The 23,524-nt window shown below is 66.9% G+C and carries 19 protein-coding genes; 7 read left to right on the forward strand and 12 right to left on the reverse strand.

Going from position 1 to position 23,524, the window contains the following annotated elements; genetic code table 11:
• Positions 1-16: 16 nt before the first annotated feature.
• Genes ABE473_RS02380 through ABE473_RS02390 form a run of 3 tightly spaced genes read right to left on the reverse strand, consistent with a single transcriptional unit; the run spans position 17 to position 2,502 of the window.
• The gene (locus tag ABE473_RS02380) at positions 17-1,165 is read right to left on the reverse strand and encodes an NADH:flavin oxidoreductase/NADH oxidase (RefSeq protein ID WP_346488357.1); all 1,149 of its coding nucleotides are present in this window, start codon (positions 1,163-1,165) and stop codon (positions 17-19) included.
• A gap of 58 nt (positions 1,166-1,223) precedes the next feature.
• Positions 1,224-2,042: an NAD-dependent protein deacetylase gene (locus ABE473_RS02385; RefSeq protein WP_346488358.1), complete on the reverse strand. Its 819-nt coding sequence runs from the start codon at positions 2,040-2,042 to the stop codon at positions 1,224-1,226.
• 46 nt (positions 2,043-2,088) lie between these two features.
• Positions 2,089-2,502: an acyl-CoA thioesterase gene (locus ABE473_RS02390; RefSeq protein WP_123731098.1), complete on the reverse strand. Its 414-nt coding sequence runs from the start codon at positions 2,500-2,502 to the stop codon at positions 2,089-2,091.
• Positions 2,503-2,664: 162 nt separating this feature from the next.
• On the opposite strand from ABE473_RS02390, the gene ABE473_RS02395 reads away from it, so the two are divergent.
• Positions 2,665-3,468, forward strand: coding sequence for a hypothetical protein (locus tag ABE473_RS02395; RefSeq protein WP_346488359.1), 804 nt, complete (start codon positions 2,665-2,667; stop codon positions 3,466-3,468).
• A gap of 277 nt (positions 3,469-3,745) precedes the next feature.
• Here the strand turns inward: ABE473_RS02395 and ABE473_RS02400 are convergent, their stop codons facing one another.
• Positions 3,746-4,765, reverse strand: coding sequence for a ribonucleotide-diphosphate reductase subunit beta (locus tag ABE473_RS02400; RefSeq protein WP_313208894.1), 1,020 nt, complete (start codon positions 4,763-4,765; stop codon positions 3,746-3,748).
• Between the two features lie 332 nt (positions 4,766-5,097).
• Positions 5,098-7,482 carry a ribonucleoside-diphosphate reductase subunit alpha gene (locus ABE473_RS02405; protein ID WP_176990192.1) on the reverse strand — a complete coding sequence of 795 codons (2,385 nt, stop codon included), beginning with the start codon at positions 7,480-7,482 and terminating at the stop codon, positions 5,098-5,100.
• Between the two features lie 594 nt (positions 7,483-8,076).
• On the opposite strand from ABE473_RS02405, the gene ABE473_RS02410 reads away from it, so the two are divergent.
• Positions 8,077-8,871 (forward strand): DUF2884 family protein, encoded by a 795-nt coding sequence (locus ABE473_RS02410; RefSeq protein ID WP_346488360.1) that lies wholly within the window; start codon positions 8,077-8,079, stop codon positions 8,869-8,871.
• Between the two features lie 58 nt (positions 8,872-8,929).
• On the opposite strand, the gene zapE is transcribed toward ABE473_RS02410, so the two are convergent.
• Together zapE and ABE473_RS02420 are read right to left on the reverse strand one after the other, a co-directional pair.
• Positions 8,930-10,030 carry a cell division protein ZapE gene (zapE, locus tag ABE473_RS02415; protein WP_176990194.1) on the reverse strand — a complete coding sequence of 367 codons (1,101 nt, stop codon included), beginning with the start codon at positions 10,028-10,030 and terminating at the stop codon, positions 8,930-8,932.
• A complete protein-coding gene (locus ABE473_RS02420) occupies positions 10,027-10,713 on the reverse strand; it encodes a CocE/NonD family hydrolase (protein ID WP_346488361.1) in 687 nt (228 codons plus the stop codon). Before ABE473_RS02420 ends, zapE begins: the two co-directional genes overlap by 4 nt.
• Before the next feature lie 56 nt (positions 10,714-10,769).
• On the opposite strand from ABE473_RS02420, the gene ABE473_RS02425 reads away from it, so the two are divergent.
• Positions 10,770-11,636, forward strand: a complete 867-nt coding sequence (locus ABE473_RS02425) for an EamA family transporter (RefSeq protein ID WP_346488363.1) — start codon at positions 10,770-10,772, stop codon at positions 11,634-11,636.
• A gap of 45 nt (positions 11,637-11,681) precedes the next feature.
• Here ABE473_RS02425 and ABE473_RS02430 read toward each other — a convergent pair whose 3' ends face one another.
• The 3 genes from ABE473_RS02430 to ABE473_RS02440 form a co-directional block, all read right to left on the reverse strand.
• Positions 11,682-13,127, reverse strand: a complete 1,446-nt coding sequence (locus ABE473_RS02430) for an ExeM/NucH family extracellular endonuclease (protein ID WP_346488364.1) — start codon at positions 13,125-13,127, stop codon at positions 11,682-11,684.
• 94 nt (positions 13,128-13,221) lie between these two features.
• Entirely contained in the window at positions 13,222-13,740 is a 519-nt protein-coding gene (locus ABE473_RS02435; protein ID WP_070474313.1) for a c-type cytochrome, read from the reverse strand.
• Between the two features lie 114 nt (positions 13,741-13,854).
• The gene (locus tag ABE473_RS02440; protein ID WP_176990198.1) at positions 13,855-14,460 is read right to left on the reverse strand and encodes a TetR/AcrR family transcriptional regulator; all 606 of its coding nucleotides are present in this window, start codon (positions 14,458-14,460) and stop codon (positions 13,855-13,857) included.
• 146 nt (positions 14,461-14,606) lie between these two features.
• Here ABE473_RS02440 and ABE473_RS02445 point away from each other — a divergent pair, with 146 nt between their 5' ends.
• From ABE473_RS02445 to ABE473_RS02455, 3 genes are read left to right on the forward strand one after another with little or no spacing between them, the layout of a single operon-like run.
• On the forward strand, positions 14,607-15,770 hold the full coding sequence (locus ABE473_RS02445; RefSeq protein ID WP_176990199.1) for an isovaleryl-CoA dehydrogenase: 1,164 nt from the start codon (positions 14,607-14,609) through the stop codon (positions 15,768-15,770).
• A gap of 10 nt (positions 15,771-15,780) precedes the next feature.
• The gene (locus ABE473_RS02450) at positions 15,781-17,391 is read left to right on the forward strand and encodes a carboxyl transferase domain-containing protein (protein ID WP_070426393.1); all 1,611 of its coding nucleotides are present in this window, start codon (positions 15,781-15,783) and stop codon (positions 17,389-17,391) included.
• Positions 17,392-17,446: 55 nt separating this feature from the next.
• A complete protein-coding gene (locus ABE473_RS02455; protein ID WP_346488365.1) occupies positions 17,447-19,429 on the forward strand; it encodes an acetyl/propionyl/methylcrotonyl-CoA carboxylase subunit alpha in 1,983 nt (660 codons plus the stop codon).
• Here ABE473_RS02455 and ABE473_RS02460 read toward each other — a convergent pair.
• The gene (locus tag ABE473_RS02460; RefSeq protein WP_346488366.1) at positions 19,384-20,586 is read right to left on the reverse strand and encodes a putative peptide maturation dehydrogenase; all 1,203 of its coding nucleotides are present in this window, start codon (positions 20,584-20,586) and stop codon (positions 19,384-19,386) included. The genes ABE473_RS02455 and ABE473_RS02460 overlap by 46 nt on opposite strands.
• 136 nt (positions 20,587-20,722) lie before the next feature.
• Here ABE473_RS02460 and ABE473_RS02465 point away from each other — a divergent pair, with 136 nt between their 5' ends.
• Positions 20,723-21,016, forward strand: coding sequence for an NHLP-related RiPP peptide (locus tag ABE473_RS02465; protein WP_179460518.1), 294 nt, complete (start codon positions 20,723-20,725; stop codon positions 21,014-21,016).
• A gap of 8 nt (positions 21,017-21,024) precedes the next feature.
• Here the strand turns inward: ABE473_RS02465 and ABE473_RS02470 are convergent, their stop codons facing one another.
• The gene (locus ABE473_RS02470) at positions 21,025-23,517 is read right to left on the reverse strand and encodes a putative peptide modification system cyclase (protein ID WP_346488367.1); all 2,493 of its coding nucleotides are present in this window, start codon (positions 23,515-23,517) and stop codon (positions 21,025-21,027) included.
• Between the last annotated feature and the right edge of the window lie 7 nt (positions 23,518-23,524).

Below are 23,524 nucleotides of genomic sequence, written 5' to 3' on the forward strand. Positions count from 1 at the left end.
CACTACCGTCAGCGTGTCAGCGTTCCGGCGCGATGAACACACCACGGGCTTCCCGTGGTTCGCAGCGCAGGTACTGCGGGGCCGGGGCGACCGAATCGCCCAGTGCCGCGGCGGCATGCCACGGCCAGCGCGGGTCGTAGAGGACGCCGCGGGCCAGCGCGATCGCATCGGCATGGCCGTGACGCAGGATCGATTCGGCCTGCGAGGGCTCGGTGATCAGGCCCACCGCGATGACCGGCATGCGCAGCTTGTGCGCCTTGATCGCCTGCGCGAACGGCACCTGGTAGCCCGGCGACAGCGGGATCTGCTGGCGTGGATCGTTGCCACCGCTGGAGACGTGCAGGAACTGGCAGCCGCGCGCATCCAGCACGTGCGCCAGGGTCGTGGTCTGTTCGATATCCCAGCCGCCGGCCACCCAGTCACTGGCGGAGATGCGCACACCGACCGCGATGCGATCGGAGACGGCCTCGCGCACGGCATCAAACACGCGCACCAGCAGGCGCATGCGGTTCTCCAGCGAGCCACCGTACGCGTCCTCGCGGCGGTTGCTCAGCGGCGACAGGAACTGGTGCAGCAGGTACCCGTGCGCGGCGTGCAGTTCGATCAGGTCCATGCCGACGCGTTCGGCGCGACGGGCCGCGGCCGCGAAGGCTTCGACCACCGCATCGATACCGGCCAGATCCAGTTCGGTCGGCGTCGGATCGGTCTTGGCGAACGGCAGCGCAGACGGCGCGACCGTGGGCCAGGCACGCGGATCGGACGGGTCCATCGCGCCGCCGCCTTCCCACGGCTTGTTGACCGAGGCCTTGCGGCCGGCATGCCCCAGCTGCACGCCCAGCGGCATCGGCGACCACTGCTTGACCGAGGCCACGACCGAGGCCAGCGCGGCTTCGGTGGCGTCATCCCACAGGCCCAGGTCGGCCCAGCTGATGCGGCCTTCCGGCAGCACGGCGGTGGCTTCCAGGATCAGCAGGCCGGCACCGGACTGCGACAACTGCCCGAGATGGATGCGGTGCCAGTCGTTGGCAAGGCCGTCGACGCAGGAGTACTGGCACATCGGCGCGATCACGATGCGGTTGGGCAGGGTCAGCGGGCCGAAGGGGATGGAGGAGAAGAGCTGGCTCAAGGGGGGAACTCGGGAAGAGGAAATGGAACCGGGCGCCATTGCACTCCTGTGCGGCGGCGGAGGCAACCGTGCCAATGGATCAGTGTTTCGTAGCGGCTCAGGCGGCGGCGGTTCCTGGCAGCAGGAAGGCCAGCGCGTCGGCACAGGACTGGTCGACCTTCAGGCTCAACAGCGCGTCCGCGCGGGTAAGGCCGCGGTTGAGCGCGGCGATCGGCAGCCCGGCCTGGGCGGCGGTCTGGACGAAGCGGAAGCCGGAATAGACCATCAGCGAGGAGCCGACCACCAGCACCGCATCGGCCTGCTGGAGATGCGCGTGGACGGTCGCGACCCGCTCGCGCGGCACGCTTTCGCCGAAGAACACCACGTCCGGCTTCAGCACGCCGCCACACAGCGGGCACGCCGGCACCTGGAAGGCGGAGAAATCCATCTCCAGATCGGCATCGCCGTCAGGCGCCTGCCCGGCTTCAAGGTGCTCCCAGCCGGGGTTGAGCGCCAGCAGCCGGTGCTGGAACGCCTCGCGCGGGGTGCGGGCTTCACAGCCCATGCAGCGCACCTGATCGAGCCGCCCATGCAGGTCGATCACCGCCTCGCTGCCCGCCCGCTGGTGCAGGCGGTCGACATTCTGGGTGAGCAGCAGCTCGACCTGGCCACGGGCTTCCAGCGCGGCGAGCGCGGCATGCGTGCCGTTCGGCTGGGCCCAGCCGAACCGGGGCCAGCCCAGCAGGCTGCGCGCCCAGTAGCGCTGGCGCGTGGCAAGCTCGCCCATGAAGGCCTGGTAGGTGACCGGCGGGCTGCGCTTCCACTGCCCATCGGCATCGCGGTAATCCGGGATGCCCGAATCGGTGCTGCAGCCGGCGCCCGTCAGCACGAACAGGCGCTGGGCGCGGTCGATGAACTCGGCGAGGGGGGTGCTCATGATCAGCAGATGGGGGCGCAGGCGCGGAGAGGCAATCGCTGGCCGCTCACGGACCCGGGATGTCGCCCGGCAGCGGCGGAACGGTGGTCGGATGGCCGTCGGCATCCAGCGCGATCATCACGAAGTGCCCGCGCGTGCAGAGCTTGCGCTCGCCGTTGTGCAGGTCCTCGGCGATCAGTTCGACCTCGACCTTCATCGAGCTGCGCCCGACCTCCACGATGCGGCCGACGGTCTCGACCATCTGGCCGATGCGGATCGGCAGCTTGAAATCGACCTGGTCCGAGCGCGCGGTGACCACGGTGCGGCGCGAGTAGCGGGCCGCGGCCAGGAACGCCGCCTTGTCCATCCACGCCAGCGCCTGGCCACCGAACAGGGTGCCCATGTGGTTGGTGTGGTTGGGGAACACGATCTCGGCCATGCGGACTTCGATGGGCGGGATGGTCTCAGGGATGGGGGTCATGGCGGGGGCCGGTTAGGATTTGGCGCGATGTTACGGCAGCGGCGCGAACAAGGTCGTGGATGCCCAGCCACACGTTCAGGCTGTGCCTATTTCGTGAACTACGGCGTTGACCCTGCCAAAACAGCCGCCGACACTGGTCATTGCCCCAACGCGAGCTGCTGCATGTCCCTGCATGACTGTTTCGTATTTCCCGCCGCTCCGCATTTGCCTGCGCCTGACATGCGTGCACTGGAGCGATGGATGCTGCAGGAAAAGATCATCCTGCCGGCGGTGGGCGCGGATGTCCCTGCCAAAGCGTTGTACGATCTCAGCGATGCCATTGAGCGCCTGCCGGGAGCCAACGCCGTGCTGGCGGACGCGGACTGGCGAACGGCATCGGACGTGGTCGCCACCCATATTCAAGTCGGTAACCTGCCCGCTTCGCTGCACGTGCACTGCGACGGCAGCGTGGAAGACTGCGTCAAGGCGATCCGGGACCACGGCATCGCGCTGGGTAATGCATGGCTGTTCTGGGAACACAAAGCGCCCCACTGGTTCAGCCCCCGCTACCGCGCAGGCCCCGGCATCACGGGTCTCTTCGATGCTGCCGATCGCGGCCAGCCGCTTGAGGATCTCTCGATCGTGCTCTTCCAGATAGATCCGGAAGAGCCACCGCTCGTCGTTGCTGGCGAGGGAACCTGCCCTCCCCGCGTGCCCGGGGAATGTGATGCACGCGATGACTTCCCTCCCTTCGGCGATTACGCGGACTTCATTGGCGTCGCCTTCGCCGACATCCGTGCGCAGTGGACCCATCCTGACACCGGCCAACACTACGGCATTCTGGATCTGGACTGGGAATCAGGATTGGGAATTGGCTGGAGCTTCATCCAGTTCGAGGGTGGCAGTGGGCGGGATCTGACAATATTCGCCGACGCCGTTGGCAAGGTATGCGGGCAAAGCATGATGTACGCACATCGTCACCTCTAACGCTGTGCTCGCCCTGCTGTGCCAGTCAGTCGCGCGTGGCGCGGCTCTGCCCCGATTCTGTTCACCCCTGCCTTCATACACCACGTAAGCACTCAGCCATGTCATTTCATGCCAACGGGCTGCGGGGGGACGCCGACTGGCGGACAGCGGCGGACGTGGCTACGCGCGGTGCTGACGCCAAGTGCAGCCACCCATGGGGTGGCTCTACCGCCGCACGGAAACGAAAAAGCCCCGGAACAAGGCCGGGGCTTTTCGGAATCACGACGTAAGCGTCAGATCAGAACGACATGTCGAACGACACTTCGCCCTTCACGCCCACCTGGTAGGCCGAGGAACGACGCTCGAAGAAGTTGGTCAGCTCCTGCACGTCCTGCAGCTCCATGAAGCTCAGCGGATTGCGCACGTTGTACTTCTTTTCCATGCCCAGGCGATGGAAATGATTGTCCGCGCAATGCTGCAGATACTGGCGCATGTCGCGCGTCGAAATGCCCGCCACGCCGCCCGACAGCACGTCCTCGGCGAACTGCACTTCGCACTCGATCGCGTCGGCCAGCATGTCGTAGACCTCCTGCTTCATCGCATCGTCGAACAGGTCTGGCTCTTCCTCACGGATCACGTCCACGCACTCGAACGCGAACTCCATGTGCGCGCTCTCGTCGCGGAACACCCAGTTGGTGCCCGAGGCCAGACCGTTGAGCAGGCCGCGCGAACGGAAGTAGTACACGTACGCGAAGGCCGCGAAGAAGAACAGACCCTCGATGCACGCCGCGAAGCAGATCTGGTTGAGCAGGAACTGGCGACGCTCGTCACGGGTCTCGATGCGCTTCAGGTTCTGGATCGAATCGATCCACTTGAAGCAGAAGTCCGCCTTCTTCTTGATCGAATCGATGTTCTCCACCGCGTCGAACGCCTTGGCGCGCTCGTCCGGATCCGGCAGGTAGTTGTCGAGCAGGGTCAGGTAGAACTGCACGTGCAGCGCTTCTTCGTAGAGCTGGCGCGACAGGTACATGCGCGCTTCCGGCGCGTTCAGATGCTGATACAGGTTCAGCACCAGATTGTTGGACACGATCGAATCGCCGGTGGCGAAGAACGCGACCAGGCGGTGGATCAGGTGGCGCTCGCCCGGCGACATCTTGCCGTGCAGGTCGCTGATGTCGATCTGGAAATTGATTTCCTCGACCGTCCAGGTGTTCTTGATCGCATTGCGATACATGTCATAGAACTGCGGGTAGCGCATCGGGCGCAACGTCAGTTCGAAACCGGGATCGAGCAGCATCTGGGTTGGCTTGTCTGCCATGTCTCTACTTCCATCATTCCGGCCCGGGAGGGCCGGTAGTGTTTGATAGCGATAAGGCGGCTCAGCGAACGTAGCTGAGCCTTGCCCTTCTATTGATGTACGAATGAAGGCCATCACCTGAAAGGGCGAGACGTTTCATCTCGTCCACATTGGCAACCCCGGCCGACGCATGGCTGTACTCGTACGTCCTAGCGGATCCTTTGAACTTAACGATGATCGAGTTTGGTGTCAGCTCAAAAGCTTCAACACCTGAGTCTCGGTCAACATCACGATAAGTCTGCATATCGCTTCCCCTTTTCAAGAAAAACAACACCAGGTTGATCCGCGAATTTTTACTGGCACGCCTCGCAGCTTTCCGGGTTTTCCAGCGAGCAGGCGACGGCTTCGACCGGGGTGTAGCTGCTGACGGTCGTCTTGGCGATCTTGGTCGCCGGGCGCGAACGCAGGTAGTACGTGGTCTTGATGCCCTGCTTCCAGGCGTACATGTACATGGAGGACATCGCGCCGATGTTCGGGCTTTCCATGAACAGGTTGAGCGAGGCGGACTGGTCGATGAACGCGCCGCGGTCGGCAGCCATGTCAATCAGCGAACGCATCGGCAGTTCCCAGGCGGTGCGGTACACGTGGCGCAGCGTTTCCGGGATCTGGGTGATGCCCTGGATCGAGCCTTCGGCCAGCTTGATCGCGTCGCGCATTTCCGGGGTCCAGTGGCCGAGCTTCTTCAGCTCGTTCACCAGGTAACGGTTGACCTGCAGGAAGTCGCCGGACAGCGTTTCGCGCTTGAACAGGTTGGACACCTGCGGCTCGACGCACTCGTAGCAACCGGCGATCGAGGCGATGGTGGCGGTCGGGGCGATCGCGATCAGCAGCGAATTGCGCAGGCCGTGTTCCTTGATGCGCTCACGCAGCGCGTCCCAACGTGCGGTGTCTTCCGGCACCACGTTCCAGGCATCGAACTGCAGCTCGCCGCTGGCCGCACGGGTGTCGGCGAAAGACGGGTGCTTGCCGCGTTCCTGGGCCAGCTCGCACGATGTTTCCAGCGCGTGGAAGTAGATCGATTCGGCGATCTTCTTCGACAGCGCGCGGGCCTCGGCACTGTCGAAGGCCAGGCGCTTGCGGAAGAACACGTCCTGCAGGCCCATGCAGCCCAGGCCGACCGGACGCCAGCGCAGGTTGCCGCGGCGGGCGGTTTCGATCGGGTAGAAGTTCAGGTCGATCACGCGGTCGAGCTGGCGCACGGCCAGGCGCACGGTGTCGGCCAGCTTGTCGAAATCGAACTCGCCGTGGGCATCGAAATGATTGCCCAGGTTGATCGAGCCCAGGTTGCACACCGCGGTCTCTTCGGCCGAGGTGATTTCCAGGATTTCGGTGCACAGGTTGGACAGGTGGATCACGTTGCCCGGACGCAGGGTCTGGTTGCTGGCGCGGTTGCACTTGTCCTTGAAGGTCATCCAGCCGTTGCCGGTCTCGGCCAGGGTACGCATCATCCGCGAGTACAGCTTGCGTGCGGAGATCGTGCGCTGGGCCTTGCCCTGGGCTTCGGCCTGCAGGTAGGCCTGCTCGAAGGCTTCGCCGAACAGATCGGTGAACTCGGGCACCACGCTCGGATCGAACAGCGACCATTCCTGGTCGGCCTCGACGCGCTGCATGAACAGGTCCGGCACCCAGTTGGCCAGGTTCAGGTTGTGCGCACGGCGCGATTCGTCACCGGTGTTGTCACGCAGCTCGAGGAAGTCCTCGACGTCGGCGTGCCAGGTTTCCAGGTACACACAGGCCGCGCCCTTGCGCTTGCCGCCCTGGTTCACCGCCGCCACGGACGAATCCATGGTCTTCAGCCACGGCACGATGCCGTTGGAATGACCGTTGGTCGACTTGATCAGCGAACCACGCGAACGCACGCGGCTGTAGCTGACGCCGATGCCGCCGCTGAACTTGGACAGCTGCGCGATGTCGCCGTACTTGGCGTAGATCGACTCCAGCGAATCCTGCGGCGAATCCAGCAGGAAGCACGAGGACAGCTGCTCGTGCGTGGTACCGGAGTTGAACAGCGTCGGGCTGGACGGCAGGTAATCCAGGTTGCCCATGCGCTTGTACAGCGCCAGGGTTTCCGGCACGTCTTCGCTCAGCGCGCTGGCGATGCGCAGGAAGAACTGCTGCGGGGTCTCGATCACCTTGCGGGTGTGCGGATGACGCAGCAGGTATCGGTCGTACAGGGTACGCAGACCGAAGTAATCGAAATGCAGGTCCAGCGACGGATCGATCGCATCGTTGAGCTTGCGGGCGTTGATCTGCACGAAGTCGAGCAGGCGCGCGTTGATCAGGCCCACTTCGTGGCCGCGGCCGACCGACTGCGAGAACGCATGGATTTCCTGGCCGGACACTTCCTTGGCGATGAAGTTGGCCAGCAGGCGCGCGGCGAGGCGGCCGTATTCCGGTTCTTCACCGATCAGCAGCGCCGAGGTGCGGATCGACAGTTCGTCCAGCTCCTGGGTGGTCGCGCCGTTGTACAGGCCGGAGATGGTCCGGGTCGCCACGCGCATCGGATCCACCGCATGCAGACCTTCGCAGCAGCGCTGTACGGCGCGCACGATCTTGTTCAGGTCCACCAGTTCGGTCGTGCCGTTGCGCTTGGTCACGCTCATGGCGGTCGCGGTGGGCGGCGAGGTCAGCAGGAATTCGCTTTCCTTATCGATAGCTGCGCTGGTTTCGGTGCTCACGGCGTTTTCCTCTTGGCGTGATTTGGGGTGGTACAGCGGGGTCTGCCTGGCAGGCGCCGGAACCGATGCAGAGATGCTCAGGGTGGACTATCGGCGTCGCAGGAGCCGCGACCCGCGCAGGCAAGCCTGCGGGCGGTTCCCCTGCGTCACCGGTCCTCTCCCCCCGGAGAATCCTGCGACCGGCACCACACGCTGTACTTCGTGCGGTTGTCAGTAGGTCTTCAGGCCATCGGCGTGAAGGCAATACTCCCGTCGACTTGTGGTCGGCGGTACCGACGGCCACAAGATAGTGGGGGTACCAGGTGTCGTCAACGCCAAATGTAGTGAATTTCCCTAATCCCTTGCGGCGCAAGGACCGGGCCTGAGGGGCGTCCGACGAACGGTCTGGACCTGTCGAAACCGAGTGCGCAGTCAAGGCCGGATGACCGGATTGTCCTCCTCGAAAACAGAACAACGGGCGCTCACATGGCCCTAACGAATCGCCGCCGGTCAGGGTGACTTCCGACCCGCGCCGGGGTCGCCGCGGGGTGCCACGCTCCGATGCGTCTCCTTTATATGAACGCGACCATGCGTCTGCCCCTGACCGGATGTCTGATGTTGGGCCTGACCCTGGCTGGCACCGCCGCTGCCGGCGAGAGCAAGGCGCCAGAGCTCTCCTCGCGCCAGTGCGGGGTGAGCACGCCCTACAACGTGCTGGTGGACAGCGGCGGGATCTGGCTGCGCAACCGCGAGCAGGTGCCGGCGGAGATCTTCTTCCACGATGGCGAGCTGAACATCGACCGCCAGCCGATCCCGGTCAGCGACGCCGACGCCCAGCGGCTGCGCCAACTCGAATGGGGCACCCGCCAACTGGTGCCTGCCGTGGCCGGGGTGGCCGGGGAGGCCACGGATATCGCCTTCGATGCGCTGGGGGCCACGGTGGAGATCATGACGGGCAGCCGTCGCAAGGCACGCGAGGTGGAAGGGCTGCGCAAGGATGCCCACGATTATGTCGGCCGTACCCTGGGCCGTGGGATCTGGGAGCAGGACCTGTTCGGTACCCAGTTCGAGGCCCGGATCGAGCAGGCCGCCGAGTCGATGTCGGCCTCGCTCGCCCGCGGCGTGCTGTGGACGATGCTGACCGGCGGCTCCGGCCGGATCGAAGCCCGCGCCGAGAAGATGGCGGCCGACCTGGAGCGTCGCATGGACGTCCGCGGGCAGGCGCTGGAGGCGCAGGCCCGGTCGCTGTGCACGCAGGTGCTGGCGCTGGATGCGACCCAGCAGTCGCTGGAGGTGCGCTACCAGGGCAAGCCGCTGGCGATGATGGTGATGGACCGCGAGGAGGACGCGGCCGCGCCGATCGCGCACGAACAGCCGCGCGGGGACGCGTTGGTGTTGCCGCCGTTGTAGGACTGCATCCACGCATGGCGTGGATCTACATCACGGCCTGTCCGGGCCCGGCGTGGAGTTACGCGCGGTGCGGGGTGCCCAGGTATTCGGCGCTCTGCATTTCGATCAGGCGCGAGGCGGTGCGTTCGAACGCGCCCTGCAGGCGGACGCCCGAATACAGCGCCACGGGGGAATCGGTCGCGGTGCAGACCAGGTTGACGTGGCGGTCGTACAGCTCGTCGATCAGGTTGACGAAGCGACGCGCGGCATCTTCGTTGAGCGTGTCGAAGTGCGGGATGTCGCCCAGCAGCACGGTGTTGAACTCGTGCGCGATCTCGATGTAATCCGATGGGCCGCGCGGGCCTTCGCAGAGCGCCTTGAAATCGAACCAGACGATGCTCTTGCCGCGGCCGCGCACCGGAATCTTGCGCGCCTCGATCTCGATGTTGCCCGCCTTGGCCGGCTGCCCACCGCTGAGCTCGGCCCAGCGGCCGGCAAGCCACGCATCGCTGCCGGCGTCGATCGGGGACTGGTACACCGGCGAGCGGGTCAGCGCGCGCATGCGGTAGTCCTCGGTGCCTTCGGCGTACAGCTCCACGCAGTAGGTCTGCAGCAGCCCGATCGCGGGCATGAAGCTGTCGCGCTGCAGGCCGTTGAGATACAGGTTTTCGACGGCGGTGTTGGAGGTGGTCACCAGGGTCACGCCCTCGGCGAACATGCGCTCGAGCAGGCGCGCCAGCAGCATCGCATCGCCGATGTCGGTGACGAAGAACTCGTCCAGCACCAGCACGCGCAGCTTGCTGCGCCACTCCTGGGCGATCTTCGCGAGCGGATCGCTCTGCCCCTGGTGCTCGCGCAGGCGCTCGTGGATGCCGCGCATGAAGCGATGGAAATGGGTGCGGTACTTCTGCTCGATCGGCAGGCCGTCATAGAACAGATCGACCAGGAAGGTCTTGCCGCGCCCCACTCCGCCCCAGAAATACAGGCCCTTGACCGGCTCGGGCTTCTTCCAGAATGCGGAGAGGCGATCCAGCCAGCCGTCCTGCGCGCTGTCGACCAGCGCGAGATGGATGCGATCCAGCTCGGCCAGGGCGGCGTGCTGGGCCGGGTCGTTCTGCCATTCGCCCCGGGCCACGCCATCGGCGTAGCGCTGCGACGGGGTCATCACCGTGTCGCTCATGTCGCGTCGGGGGCCGCGTCGGGGGCGGGATCCGGCAGCCACTGCTTGAGGCCGTGGATGAGCGCGCCGCGCAGGTCGACGATCTTGCGGTGGAAGAAGTGGCTGGTGTCGGGCATGCGCACCAGTTCGTGCGGTGCATCCAGACCGTCCAGCCAGTCATAGACCGCCTGCGGATCGACGATCTCGTCTTCCTCGCCCTGGATCACCAGCCACTGGGCCGGCGGCTGCATGCCGTCGAAGTCCCAGCGCCCGGCGGGCGGCGCGATCGAGATCAGCGTGGTCGGCTGCAGGTCGCCGGCGGCGCGCAGGGAGACGTAGGCGCCGAAGCTGAAACCGGCCAGCCACAGCGCCTGGCCCGGCCGCTGCGCACGCACCCAGGCGGCGACGGCCTTGAGGTCGTCCTGCTCGCCCACGCCATTGTCGAACGTGCCGGCCGAGTCGCCGACGCTGCGGAAGTTGAAGCGCACGGTGGCGATGCCCAGGTCGCGCAGCGAGCGCGCCGCCATGGTCACCACCTTGTTGTGCATGCTGCCGCCCTCGGTGGACAGGGGGTGGCAGACGATCGCCACCACCGGCTGCACCGCGACATCGGCCTCGGGCAGATCAACCACGACATCCAGCGGACCGACCGGTCCGTCCAGCGTCAGCGCACCGCTTTCTTGGGGAAATGGGGGATTGTGCATGGCGTCATAATACCGTCCCTCCGCGTGCTTCACCGCCGCCCCCGCCGGATCCGTACATGCACTATCTGGTTTTCAGCGTTCTCTGCAGCGTGCTGGTCTCGGTCCTGCTGAAGCTGGCGCCGCGCCAGCGGCTGGACATGCCGCAGGTGGTGACCTGGAATTACCTGGTCGCCAGCGTGCTCAGCGCGGTGCTGCTGCAGCCCTCGCTGGCCTCGCTGCAGAGCGCGCATGCGCCGTGGGCTGCCCTCCTCTGCCTGGCCGTGGCACTGCCGGCGATCTTCCTGATGATGGCCCGCGCGGTGGCCCGCGCCGGGATCGTGCGCAGCGACGTGGCCCAGCGCTTGTCGCTGCTGCTTTCGCTGCTGGCCGCGTTCCTGGTGTTCGGCGAGACCGCCAACGGCTGGAAGCTGGCCGGGCTGGGCCTGGGCCTGCTGGCGATCCTGGGCATCAGCGTGCGCCCGCGCGCCGGGGCGGCCGAGCCCACCGGCGGGCGGGCCTGGCCGTGGCTGCTGGCAGTGTGGGTGGGCTATGCCCTGGTCGACATCCTGCTCAAGAAGGTGGCGTTGTCGGGCACGCCCTCGATGGCGGCGCTGCTGGTCAGCTTCAGCCTGGCCTTCGTGCTGATGCTGGCGCTGCAGCTATGGCGCCACCTGCGCGGCATCGCCCGCCTGCAGTGGCGCAACGGGGTCGGCGGCGCCCTGCTCGGCCTGCTCAACTTCGGCAACATCCTGTTCTACGTGCGCGCCCACCAGCACCTGCCGGACAGCCCGGCGGTGGTGTTCGCCGGCATGAACATCGGCGTGGTAGTGCTGGGTGCACTGGTGGGCATCCTTGGCTTCGGCGAGCGCACCAGCGTGTGGAACCGGGTCGGGCTGGCGCTGGCCGTGGTGGCGATCGGGTTGATCGCGTGGGGCACGTGGTAATCGATTGATGTGGTGCCGGCCAGCGGCCGGCACACCCGTGCGGTATCAGCGATCAAACCCCAGCAGCAGCGGATCATGGTCCGAGCTGCGCCATGGGCCGGCTTCGTTGCGGTCGCGGTAGCCGACATCGTCGGCCTCGTCGGCATTGATGTGCCACTCCGCTGCCGCGCGCAGGCGCTGCGCCATGCCCGGGCTCAACAGCGCGTGATCCAACCGGCCGGTCATACCGTTGTAGACGTAGCTGTAAGGCCGTTCGACCTTCGCCACCGCGAACGCATCCTCCCAGCCGGCCGCGTGCAGGGTGCGGATCGGGTCCTCCATCGCGTAGGCGTTGAAGTCGCCCAGCAGTACCGCATCACGGGTGCCGGCACCGGTCGGGTCGCTTGCCAGCCACTGGTCCAGCAGCGTGGCCGAGGCAACGCGGGTGGCGTTCCAGCAGGCCTGGCCGTCCTTCTGGTCGGCGTCCGCGCCGGTCGCTTCCGAGCAGCCCTTGGACTTGAAGTGATTGGCCACGACCACGAACGGCGCGCCCTTGCCGGCGCGGAAAGCCTGCGCCAGCGGCACACGGCTGCGCTCGCCGAAAGGCTCCTGCTCCAGCACGGCGGGGGCACCGACCGGGGTCACCCGCGAGGCGCGGTAGATGATGCCGACCCGGATCGGGTTGTCGCCCGGGCCCTGTTTGGCATCGATGAAACGCCAGTCGGCCTCCTTGCCCCGGTCCGCATTGAGCGCATCGACCAGCTGGGCGATCGCCGACTGCGGGCCGTAGCCATCGTTCTCCAGTTCCATCAGCGCGGCGACATCGGCACCGAGGGCGTTGATGGTCGCCACCAGCTTGGCCTTCTGCGCCTGGTGCTCGGCCAGGGTGCGGGCGCCGCGCAGGGTCGGGTAACCGCCGCCCTGGCCATCGCCATTGAAGAAGTTCTCGAGGTTGAACGCCGCCACGTGCACGGCGCCCGCCACCACCGGCGCCGCCGGGCGCTCCAGCGCCGGGAGGTTCAACGGACGGGTCACCTGCAGGCGGGTGGTGCCCTTGGGATCGATGCGGACGATGCCTTCGACATTGCGCAGGACCATGCCGGTGCGCAGGTTCGCGGCCGTGGGCAGGTACGCCACCGGGCCGGGATCGCGGGCATCGCTGCCATCATCCAGCACCAGCCGGCGATGCAGGTTGTCGGCCACCACCTGCGCATGCCCCGCCGTGCCCGGTGCGGCCACTTCGCTCGGCTGCCAGAGGCGGCCGCCGAAGGCCACGGTCAGCTCACCGAACCGCGACAGCCCATCGGTGCCGGCCAGGGTCAGCGACGCGGCGATGCGGACCTGCTGGCCGTCCAGCGTGCGCCAGTCGGTCGGCGGCGCGGTCAGGGTGACCGTGGCCGACGTGGTCGGCGCCGGACGCACCTGCGGCGAGGTGGCGGGCTGCGGCTGGGCGGCATGGACCGCGCCGGACAACGCCAGCGCGAGGGCGAACACGAGGGGGGTACGGCGCATCGGAAGCAGGACTCCAGGGAAGTGCGACAAGGCTAACCATATAAAGTGAAACGCCGCCCTTCGGCGGCGTCGGTGGCCTGATCCGGCAAAGCCGTCATTTCAGGTTGGCGAGCATCCAGTCGACCGTGGCATGGATCTGCTCCTCGGTCAGCGCCGGATTACCGCCTTTGGGCGGCATGATGCCACCGTCCGGGCCGGTGTAGCCCTCCACGGCATGCTTGTAAAGCGTGTCCTTGCCCTGGGCGATGCGCGCATCCCAATGCCCATGGTCCAGGGTCGGCGCCTTGCCGACGCCATTGGTATGGCAGGCGGTGCACAGGTTGTCGTAGATCACCTTGCCGTCGGTGGTGCCGCCGTAGGCCACCTGCGAGGCGGCTTTGACCAGCGCGGCAGCGTGAGCGGCGGCCTGCGCGGCGGCACCGGTGCTGCCCGCATAGACCGCACCGGCGGGCGCGATCCGCTGTTCGGTGCGCTTGGCCGCCATCGGCGAGACTTCCGGGGGAATGCTGGTATGCAGGTAGGCCGCAAAGATGATGAGGCCGAGTGTGATGGCCATCAGCAGCGCGATGACCATGGAAAAGCGTTTCAGGAACTCGAGGTCGTAATTCCGCACTCTCTATACCCCTGGCTGGTAGTCGTTGGACCACGGCTTGTCGCCGGAGTATGACCAGCGTCGGCGGCGCTGCGCAAGCGACCTGCCGGTGTCGCAATGCAGCATCCGGGCGGCTCAGGCGCCGGCGGCGCGCAGGCAGAAAACACAGATCGACTCGACCAGCGCATCTTCATCGCCGTGCGCGTCGCGGCTCAGAGCGGTCGGGCCGACCAGCGCCTCGGTGAACGCGCCCACGATGCAGGCCGCGGCGACATGGGTGTCCTGTTGCGGGAAGGTGCCTGCCTCCACGCCATCGGCGACGATGCGCCGGAACACATCGCCGAACAGACGGCGGCAGCGGATGCGCTCGGCTTCCACTTCCGGGTCGACCGGCTCGGCGATGAAGGCGTAGGCCAGCCCGGGGCCGGCCAGCGCACGCCGCACGAAGGCGGTGATCGCGCGGCGCAGGCGCTCCGGCGCGGGCAGCGGCTCGGCCGCGATCGCCTCGAAGATGCGCAGCTCATGCTCGACGGCGGCGGTCAGCACCTCGACGAACAGCTCGGCCTTGGACGGGAAGTGCCGGTAGATCAGGCCGGTGGAGACCCCGGCTTCGGCCGCCACGGCGGTCACCGGGGCATTGCGGTAGCCGCCGGCGGCCACCAGCGCACGGGTCGCCAGCAGGATGCGTTCGCGGGCGCCGGCAAGGCGTTCTTCCATCAGGGCGGAGCGTTTATAGGCCATTTGTTGATTCTATGTTCAATTTTTGAATTTGTGTTCACTTCTTTGTCGAACCCGGCTACGCTGGGGGTACATCGCCCGCGGGACGGCCCTGTCAGCCCGTCCATCCCTCCCGGCGCGTCCCATCCCTTGTTGTTGCGGAGTCGCCCATGCACGTCCCGACCATGAACTTCGATCTCGGCGAAGAGATCGACCTGCTGCGCCAGAGCGTGGCCCATTTTGCCTCCGCTGAAATCGCGCCGCTGGCCGCCCAGGCCGACGAAGAGAATCTGTTCCCCAATGCGCTGTGGCGCAAGCTCGGCGAACAGGGCCTGCTCGGCCTGACCGTGGAAGAGGAATACGGCGGCAGCGGCATGGGCTACCTCGCGCACGTGGTGGCGATGGAAGAGATCTCGCGGGCGTCCGGCGCTATCGCCCTGTCCTACGGCGCGCACTCGAACCTGTGCGTGAACCAGCTGCGCAAGAACGGCAACGAAGACCAGAAGCGGCGCTACCTCCCCGGCCTGTGCAGCGGCGAGCTGGTCGGCGCGCTGGCGATGAGCGAACCGGGCGCCGGCTCGGACGTGGTCTCGATGAAGCTGCGTGCGGACAAGCGCGGTGATCACTACGTGCTCAACGGCAACAAGATGTGGATCACCAACGGCCCGGATGCCGATGTGCTGGTGGTCTATGCCAAGACCGATCCGGATGGCGGCGCCAAGGGCATCACCGCGTTCCTGATCGAAAAAGGCATGAAGGGCTTCTCCACGGCGCAGAAGCTGGACAAGCTCGGCATGCGCGGCTCCAACACCTGCGAGCTGGTCTTCCAGGACTGCGAAGTGCCCGAAGCCAATGTGCTCGGCGTGGTCGGCGGTGGCGTCAAGGTGCTGATGTCCGGTCTGGACTATGAGCGCGTGGTGCTCTCCGGTGGCCCGCTCGGCCTGATGGCCGCGGCGATGGACGTGGTGATGCCGTACGTGCACGAGCGCAAGCAGTTCGGCGAAGCGATCGGCACCTTCCAGCTGATCCAGGCCAAGCTGGCCGACATGTACGTCGGCCTCAACGCCTGCCGCGCCTATGTGTATGCGGTGGCACGCGCCTGTGACCAGGGCCGCACCACGCGCCAGGATGCCGCCGGCGCGATCCTGTACTCGGCCGAGAAGGCCACGTGGCTCACCGGCCAGGCGATCCAGATCCTCGGCGGCAACGGCTACATCAACGAATACCCGACCGGTCGTCTGTGGCGCGATGCCAAGCTGTATGAAATCGGCGCCGGCACCTCGGAGATCCGCCGCATGCTGATCGGCCGCGAACTGTTCCAGCGCACCAAGTAAGGGCCCTGCCATGACCGTACTGAGCACCCAGCTGCAACCGGGCAGCGACACCTTCGAGGCCAACCGCGCCGCACTGCAGGCGGTGGTCGACGACCTGCGCGCCACCTTGGCGCAGACCGCGCTGGGCGGCAGCGAAGCGGCACGCGCCAAGCACACCGCACGCGGCAAACTGCTGGTGCGCGACCGCATCGATGCCCTGCTCGATCCGGGCAGCGCCTTCCTGGAAATCGCCCCGCTGGCCGCGCACGGCATGTACGGCGATCCGATTCCCAGCGCCGGCGTGGTGGCCGGCATCGGCCGGGTCTCGGGCGTGGAGTGCGTGATCGTGGCCAACGATGCCACGGTCAAGGGTGGCACCTACTACCCGATGACGGTCAAGAAGCACCTGCGCGCGCAGGAAGTGGCCGAACAGAACCGCCTGCCCTGCATCTACCTGGTGGATTCCGGCGGTGCGTTCCTGCCGCTGCAGGACGAGGTGTTCCCGGACCGCGATCATTTCGGCCGCATCTTCTACAACCAGGCCAACCTGTCCGCGCAGGGCATCCCGCAGATCGCCTGCGTCATGGGCAGCTGCACCGCCGGTGGCGCCTACGTGCCGGCGATGAGCGATGAAACGGTGATCGTGCGCGAGCAGGGCACCATCTTCCTCGGCGGCCCGCCGCTGGTGAAAGCGGCCACCGGTGAAGTGGTCACCGCCGAGGAACTGGGCGGTGCCGACGTGCATACGCGCATCTCCGGCGTCGCCGACCACATGGCCGACAACGACCTGCAGGCGCTGGCCCGGGTCCGCGCGATCATCGCCCAGCTCAACTGGCGCAAGCCCGAGCCGGCGCTGGCAGTGCAGGCCCCGGTGGAACCGCGGCATCCGGCCCACGAGCTGTACGGCGTGATCCCGGCCGACACGCGCAAGCCCTACGACGTGCGCGAAGTGATCCTGCGCCTGGTCGACGATTCACGCTTCGATGAGTTCAAGCCGCGCTACGGCAACACCCTGGTCACCGGCTTCGCGCATCTGCACGGCTACCCGGTGGGCATCATCGCCAACAACGGCATCCTGTTCTCCGAGTCCGCGCTGAAGGGCGCGCACTTCATCGAACTGTGCACGCAGCGCGGCATTCCGCTGGTGTTCCTGCAGAACATCACCGGCTTCATGGTCGGCCGCAAGTACGAGCACGGCGGCATCGCCAAGGACGGGGCCAAGCTGGTGATGGCCGTGGCCTGCGCCAAGGTGCCCAAGTTCACCGTGGTGATCGGCGGCTCGTTCGGCGCCGGCAACTACGGCATGTGCGGCCGCGCCTACTCGCCCAACTTCCTGTGGATGTGGCCGAACGCACGCATCGGCGTGATGGGCGGCGAGCAGGCCGCCAGCGTGCTGGCCACGGTCAAGCGCGATGGCATCGAAGCCAAGGGCGGGCAGTGGTCGGCCGAGGAAGAAGACGGCTTCAAGTCGCCGATCCGCGCGCAGTTCGAATCGCAGGGCCACCCGTACTACGCCAGCGCCCGCCTCTGGGATGACGGCGTGATCGATCCGGCCGACACCCGTCGTGTGCTGGGCCTGGCGCTGTCGGCCAGCCTCAACGCCCCGGCGAAGAAGACCGACTTCGGCGTGTTCCGCATGTAATGCACGGGCGGTGCCGCCTGGCACCGCCGCCCCTGGCCCGCGCAACGAGACCACCATGTTCACCAAGATTCTGATCGCCAACCGTGGCGAAATCGCCTGCCGCGTCATCGCTACCTGCCAGCGTCTGGGCATCGCCACCGTGGCGGTGTACTCCGACGCCGACCGCAACGCGCGCCACGTGCGCCTGGCCGACGAGGCCATCGCGATCGGCCCGGCGCCGGCGCGTGAGAGCTACCTGCGCGGCGACGCCATCCTGGAGGCCGCCCGCCGCACCGGCGCGCAGGCGATCCATCCCGGCTACGGCTTCCTCTCGGAGAACGCCGGCTTCGCGCAGGCCTGCGCCGAGGCCGGCATCGTGTTCATCGGCCCCTCCGCTGCGGCGATCCGCGCGATGGGCGACAAGAGCGCGGCCAAGGCGCTGATGCAGCAGGCCGGCGTGCCGCTGACCCCGGGCTACCACGGCGACGAGCAGATCCCCGAGTTCCTGCGCCAGCAGGCCGACAGCATCGGCTACCCGGTGCTGATCAAGGCCAGCGCCGGCGGTGGTGGCAAGGGCATGCGCCGCGTGGATGACAGCGCGACCTTCACCGAGGCGCTGGCCAGCTGCCAGCGCGAGGCGCAGTCGGCGTTCGGCAACGCACACGTGCTGGTCGAAAAATATGTCGAGCGCCCGCGCCACATCGAGATCCAGGTGTTCGGCGACAGCCACGGCAACGTGGTGTACCTGTTCGAGCGCGACTGCTCGGTGCAGCGCCGCCACCAGAAGGTGCTCGAAGAAGCGCCCGCCCCGGGCATGACGCCCGAGCGCCGCGCCGCGATGGGCAAGGCGGCTGTCGATGCCGCGCGCGCGGTCAACTACGTCGGCGCCGGCACGGTGGAGTTCATCGCCGGACCCGATGGCGATTTCTACTTCATGGAAATGAACACCCGCCTGCAGGTGGAGCACCCGGTCACCGAGTGCATCACCGGCACCGACCTGGTCGAGTGGCAGCTGCGCGTGGCCAGCGGTGAGCCGCTGCCGCTGCAGCAGGATCAGCTGCAGATCCGCGGCCATGCACTCGAAGCACGCCTGTACGCCGAAGACGCCGACCGCGGTTTCCTGCCGTCCACCGGCACCCTGCGCCACCTGCGCCTGCCGGCCAACACCGCACACGTGCGCGTGGACGCCGGTGTCGAACAGGGCGATGCGATCACCCCGTTCTACGACCCGATGATCGCCAAGCTGATCGTCTGGGATGTCGATCGAGATGCTGCCCTGCGCCGCATGCAGCAGGCCCTGGCCGAATGCGAAGTGGTCGGCGTGACCACCAATGCCGCCTTCCTGCGCCGGCTGGTGATGACCGATTCGTTTACCCAGGCCAAGCTGGACACCGCGCTGATCGAGCGCGAGCAGGCCGCACTGGCCCCCAACGATGGCGACAGCGATCCGGCGCTCTGGGCGCTGGCCGCGATGGCCGGCGTGGCCACCAGCGAGGCCGCCCGCCGTGACGCGCGTGACCCGCACTCGCCGTGGCAGGCCCAGGATGGCTGGCGCCTTGGCGCGGCCGCCGCACGCGCGCTGACGCTGGAGCACCGGGGTGCACAGCGCAGCGTGGCCGTGCAGGGCGCGGGCGAACAGTGGACCGTCCACATGGACGGCAACGCGCTGCAGGGCAGCGGCCGCCTGGCCGGTGATGCGCTGCGCGTGCAGATCGGCGAGCAGCTGCACCGTGCCACCGTCATCCGCGATGGCAATGAGCTCTACCTGTTCGGCAGCGAGGGCGTGCAGCGCTTCACCCTGCATGATCCCGTCAGCGAAGCGGACCAGTCCGTCGCCGATGCCGGCAGCCTGGTCGCGCCGATGCCCGGCCGTATCGTTGCCACGCTGGTGGCACCGGGCACGGCGGTCAAACGCGGCGCGCCGCTGCTGGTGCTGGAGGCGATGAAGATGGAGCACACGCTGCAGGCACCGGCCGATGGCACCGTGCAGGGTTACCGGGTCAAGGCCGGGGATCAGGTGGGTGATGGGGCGGTGCTGGTGGATTTCGAGGCGGCGTAGTTACCCGCACTGCGGCCGGCCGGATCAAATTCGGCCGTGCTGCGCTCTACCGCACGGTAGCCCACACCGCAGATCGCCAGCGCGCCCTGTTCCACGCCATCCAGGCCAAAGGCCTGGTCCACGTCACCTTCGTTGATGGCTGCGGTCACAAAAGCACCCAGGCCGGCTTCCGTGGCCGCCAGGTACACCATCTGCGAGATGTGTCCTGCGTCCAGCGTGAGCGCACGATACGCCTTGGCGTGGTTGCGATACTTCCAGAAGCTGCGTCCAAAACGAGGGGCGAGCACGATCAGGACCGGCGCATCGGCGAACCATTCCTGCCCCGATACCATGGTGCGAGCCAGCGATGGCAGCGTGGGAACGGGCGGCGATGGCAACGCCAGAAGCGCGTGGTCCAGCGCGTGATAGTGGTAGAGGCCGGGCGCGAGCCCGTCGACGCGCTGTACCAGCAGCCATACCTCGGTCGGGTGCAGACCCCCGCCCGAAGGGACGTTTTTCTTCAGGATCAGCATGTCCTGCTCGACCTGCAGCGCGGCGTGGGCCATGACGCTGCGCTGGAGGAGCTGGGCCAGCATCGGGAGCGGCAGCGCACGCGCGGGATCGAAGTTGCGACAGGTGGTTCTGGCCGCCAGCAGGGCATCGAACTCGGATTCCTGCACGTTCGGCAGCGGCTGGTACTGGCCCTCCAGAGGATGCACGGCAGGCGGCGGCGCACCCAGCGTCCTGCGCAGACCGACTGCGGTATCCAGGCCCTGCCCGCGCATGTCCGAAACGCTGTCCACGCCCTGCCAGCGCGAGTGCCGGTGCGCCACGGCGGACAGCGGCCACCAATGTGCGTCCTTGATCCGCTGGTCGCGCGCCAGAAGGTCTGCGTGTTCCGGCTGATCGCCCAGCAGCAGGCCGTTGCTCAGCAACTGGCCCCAGCGGGGATCGGCCATGTCCTGCGCCGACAACGTCCGCCACTGCGTTGCGCTGGTGCGGCCAAGGAGTTCGCTTTGCCCGGCGTCGATCTCCACCGGGCCATCCAGGTGCCCCGCAAGCGCCAGCCAGACATGGGTGCTGTTGGCCTCGGTGTTGCCACGCAGAAGCGCCTGCAGGCCGAACGAGACGGTTTCGCGCGGCTCCAGCAGTAGATGGGTACAGCGGCGAACGCGCATCGATCTTCCTGTCGTAATGCAGAGGTAAGCTTATCCCGATGTGCGGTGACCGCACACAGAGGCCTCCGCCGGTGCGTTGTGCTCAACCGGGGAGCGCTTGTGCCGATAGAACACTCTCTTGCCCTGGAAATCGACCATGACGCCTGCTCCCGCCCAGCTCACCCCGACCCAAGCCATGCTGCTGCTCGACCATCTGATTGGCGATACGGCGTTCCGCACGCTGTTTTCCGCCGATGGCGCGGCAGCGCTGGCCTCGATCGGCATCGACCCCGACGGCTGTACCGACTGCCTGGCTGTCGTGGACCTCGCCACGCCTTCGGAACTGCTCGCGCTGCGCAGCGAACTGGAAACCTATCTGAGCACGCATACCGCGTCGATGACGGTGGTGTTCTGTTTCGAAGCTGGCAAAGTTGGCGACACCATCAGCTGACGGTCGCCTCACTGCATGCCGGTCGCGCTGACCGGCACGGACCAGGTGGCCACGTCATGCGCGTTCAACGGCTGCCAGACCTGGATCGCCGCCACCTCGGCAATGGCTTGCCCACGATGCGTGGCCAGCCATTGCTGCTCTTGCAGGACGCCCGCCCCATCCTGCTGTGCCCTCCTGGCCTGCAGCAGCACGACATGCGCCTGCACCGGCTCGGACCCGTCCAGCAGCGGCTGCAGCATTTCTACCGCCGCATCGGCCTTGCCATCGATCAGCAGTGCATTGGAGGACACGATGCGCCGCCACTTGGCGACCACCGGGCTGTGCTGGCGTTCCAGCAGCGCCGCGTTGTCGCGCAAAAGTGTGTCGGCCAACGGATGCTGGCCCTGGCGCTGCGCAAGGTAGACCAGCGCCAGCAACTGCAGGCTGCGGTCGGCGATGTTGGGATGATCGCGCTCTTTCAACATGGGAATCAGCTGCGTTGCGGTCGCAGACAAGGTGCCTTTGTTGGCCCCCCCGCACAGCGTCTCGACGGTGGCATGCACCAGCTTCTGATGAATCTGGTAATCCGCCAGGCCCGGTTTCGCGGCATCCTGGCGCACGGCCGAACGCATGGCGTCGCAGTCTCCCTGGTCGGCGGCGAGCAGCACCTTTGCTCGAAGATGCATCAGGTCCTGCAGGGCGTCCTCGCCTTTACCCATGCGCTCCACCAGGCGCCTGGCTTCTGCATACCGGCGCAAGCCGACCAGAACATCCACCTGGGTGTCGTCGATACCGTCGCGGCGGAGCGTACGCGCCTGCTGCAGGGTGTTCTGCGCCTCATGGAACTGGTTGCGGGCCAGCTGGATGCGGGCGAGGTGCACCATGGGGTAGATGCGCAGGTAGTCCTGGGGAACGGACGCCGCACGGGCGAAGGGCTCTGCCTCCTGGAAGCGGTTGTCCTGGATCAGATACCAGGACGTGTTGGAAGGACCGGCATAGAAATCCGGGTACACCCCGGCGAGTACCCGCCACTGCTCGACCGGCCACCCGTCCGGCTCCAGCTCCGCCTGCCATCCTTTCAGGTACAGCTGCTCGCGGTGCGGCAGCCGCCCCTTCAACGCCAGCGCTTTTTCCAGCTGCTCGCGCGCACTGCTGCGATCGGCGGTACGCGCGAACGATTTGGCCAGGCCGATATAGGCCAGCGCGAACGCCGGATCGATCTCCAACGCGGTCTGATACAGATTGCGCGCGTCATTGAAACGGCGCTCGCCCAGTGCCGTCTCGGCCAGCGCATACGAGCGCAGGGCGCGCAGACTGGCGGTTGAGGCACTGGGCAGCGGCATGGACCGCTGCAGACCTGCGACGGATTCGCCCAGTCCAGCCCTCAGTTCGCCGATCACCTTGTCGACCGCCTCCACCGCGTTGCCGGTCCCGGACGCCAGGGCCGTGTACGTCTGGATCACCACGTCCTTGCCAGGGTCGATCAGCGAGATCTGCACCTCGTATCCACCACGCCGCGGGATGACCTTCGGTACCAGGACCGCCCGGGCACCTTCGCGTACCGCCACGTCCACCGCGCGCGATCGATCCAGCACGGCATCCACGGGATCGCGTGCCAGTTCGAGGCTTTCACGGACCTTGCCGTCGGACAGTACATTGACGTACTTCGACTGTTCCAGGCCCAGCAGCATGGCCTGACGCAGCGAGTCATCGAAAATGGGCTCGCCGGTCTGGTTGGTGACATCCGACAGCACCACCCAGTCACGCTCAGCGAAGGCGATCGCCGGCTGCGATCGCGTCATCATCCAAGCCCCCACCAGCAGCGCGACGGCCAATGTGGCTTCCGCCACCATGGCCGTTGGCTGGCGCCAGAAAGGCAGGTCGCGGACGGCCTTCGACGTCGCCCGGGGGCGACCGCTGGATGGCATGTCCGATGACATCACCCCAAACACGTCCATCGGCTGCGCCACGCCCTTGAATCGCCAGCGTCCGAACGAGGTCCATTTCAGTCCATTGTTTTTATCGCGCAACGCAACGCCGGCACGCCGGACCATCGACTCAGCCGTCGCCGACACGAGAATCTGCCCGGGCCGTGCCAGCTGCATGAGCCGCGCCGCCATCGGCTTTGCCAGCCCTTCCACTTCCACCGGCTTGGAGCCCAGCGCGATCGCTTCGGCGCTGTTGTCCCACAGGATGACCTCACCGACATGCAGGCCCGCGCGTGCGCGGATGGGGTGCTGCAGCGATCGACCCAGTGCACCCAGGCCAGCGTGGTAATCCAGGGCGAATCCGAGCGCATCGATGGGCCGCTCGAACAACAGGAACAGCCCGTCCGAGCGATCGATCTGGTGCCCGTTCCACTGCTGCTGCAACGCCAGCACCAGCCGGTCATGCGCCTGGAACAGCTCCGCCGCCGCCGCATCACCGATGCGCTCCACCAGGATCAGCGAGTCGCACAGATCTGTGAACAACAGCGCCCGCATCTGCGGGGCCTGGGTCGACGTTCCGTTGTCGCCGTTCATGCCGATC

The sequence above is a fragment of the Stenotrophomonas sp. TWI700 genome, assembly GCF_039673645.1.
GTDB lineage: Bacteria > Pseudomonadota > Gammaproteobacteria > Xanthomonadales > Xanthomonadaceae > Stenotrophomonas > Stenotrophomonas maltophilia_AA.

Bases quoted from the DNA above. Each gene is read 5' to 3' on its own strand.
- ABE473_RS02380 (WP_346488357.1), bottom strand. From the start codon at position 1,165: ATGGCGCCCGGTTCCATTTCCTCTTCCCGAGTTCCCCCCTTGAGCCAG.
- ABE473_RS02385 (WP_346488358.1), bottom strand. From the start codon at position 2,042: ATGAGCACCCCCCTCGCCGAGTTCATCGACCGCGCCCAGCGCCTGTTC.
- ABE473_RS02390 (WP_123731098.1), bottom strand. From the start codon at position 2,502: ATGACCCCCATCCCTGAGACCATCCCGCCCATCGAAGTCCGCATGGCC.
- ABE473_RS02395 (WP_346488359.1), top strand. From the start codon at position 2,665: ATGTCCCTGCATGACTGTTTCGTATTTCCCGCCGCTCCGCATTTGCCT.
- ABE473_RS02400 (WP_313208894.1), bottom strand. From the start codon at position 4,765: ATGGCAGACAAGCCAACCCAGATGCTGCTCGATCCCGGTTTCGAACTG.
- ABE473_RS02410 (WP_346488360.1), top strand. From the start codon at position 8,077: ATGTTGGGCCTGACCCTGGCTGGCACCGCCGCTGCCGGCGAGAGCAAG.
- zapE (WP_176990194.1), bottom strand. From the start codon at position 10,030: ATGAGCGACACGGTGATGACCCCGTCGCAGCGCTACGCCGATGGCGTG.
- ABE473_RS02420 (WP_346488361.1), bottom strand. From the start codon at position 10,713: ATGCACAATCCCCCATTTCCCCAAGAAAGCGGTGCGCTGACGCTGGAC.
- ABE473_RS02425 (WP_346488363.1), top strand. From the start codon at position 10,770: ATGCACTATCTGGTTTTCAGCGTTCTCTGCAGCGTGCTGGTCTCGGTC.
- ABE473_RS02430 (WP_346488364.1), bottom strand. From the start codon at position 13,127: ATGCGCCGTACCCCCCTCGTGTTCGCCCTCGCGCTGGCGTTGTCCGGC.
- ABE473_RS02440 (WP_176990198.1), bottom strand. From the start codon at position 14,460: ATGGCCTATAAACGCTCCGCCCTGATGGAAGAACGCCTTGCCGGCGCC.
- ABE473_RS02445 (WP_176990199.1), top strand. From the start codon at position 14,607: ATGCACGTCCCGACCATGAACTTCGATCTCGGCGAAGAGATCGACCTG.
- ABE473_RS02450 (WP_070426393.1), top strand. From the start codon at position 15,781: ATGACCGTACTGAGCACCCAGCTGCAACCGGGCAGCGACACCTTCGAG.
- ABE473_RS02455 (WP_346488365.1), top strand. From the start codon at position 17,447: ATGTTCACCAAGATTCTGATCGCCAACCGTGGCGAAATCGCCTGCCGC.
- ABE473_RS02460 (WP_346488366.1), bottom strand. From the start codon at position 20,586: ATGCGCGTTCGCCGCTGTACCCATCTACTGCTGGAGCCGCGCGAAACC.
- ABE473_RS02465 (WP_179460518.1), top strand. From the start codon at position 20,723: ATGACGCCTGCTCCCGCCCAGCTCACCCCGACCCAAGCCATGCTGCTG.
- ABE473_RS02470 (WP_346488367.1), bottom strand. From the start codon at position 23,517: ATGAACGGCGACAACGGAACGTCGACCCAGGCCCCGCAGATGCGGGCG.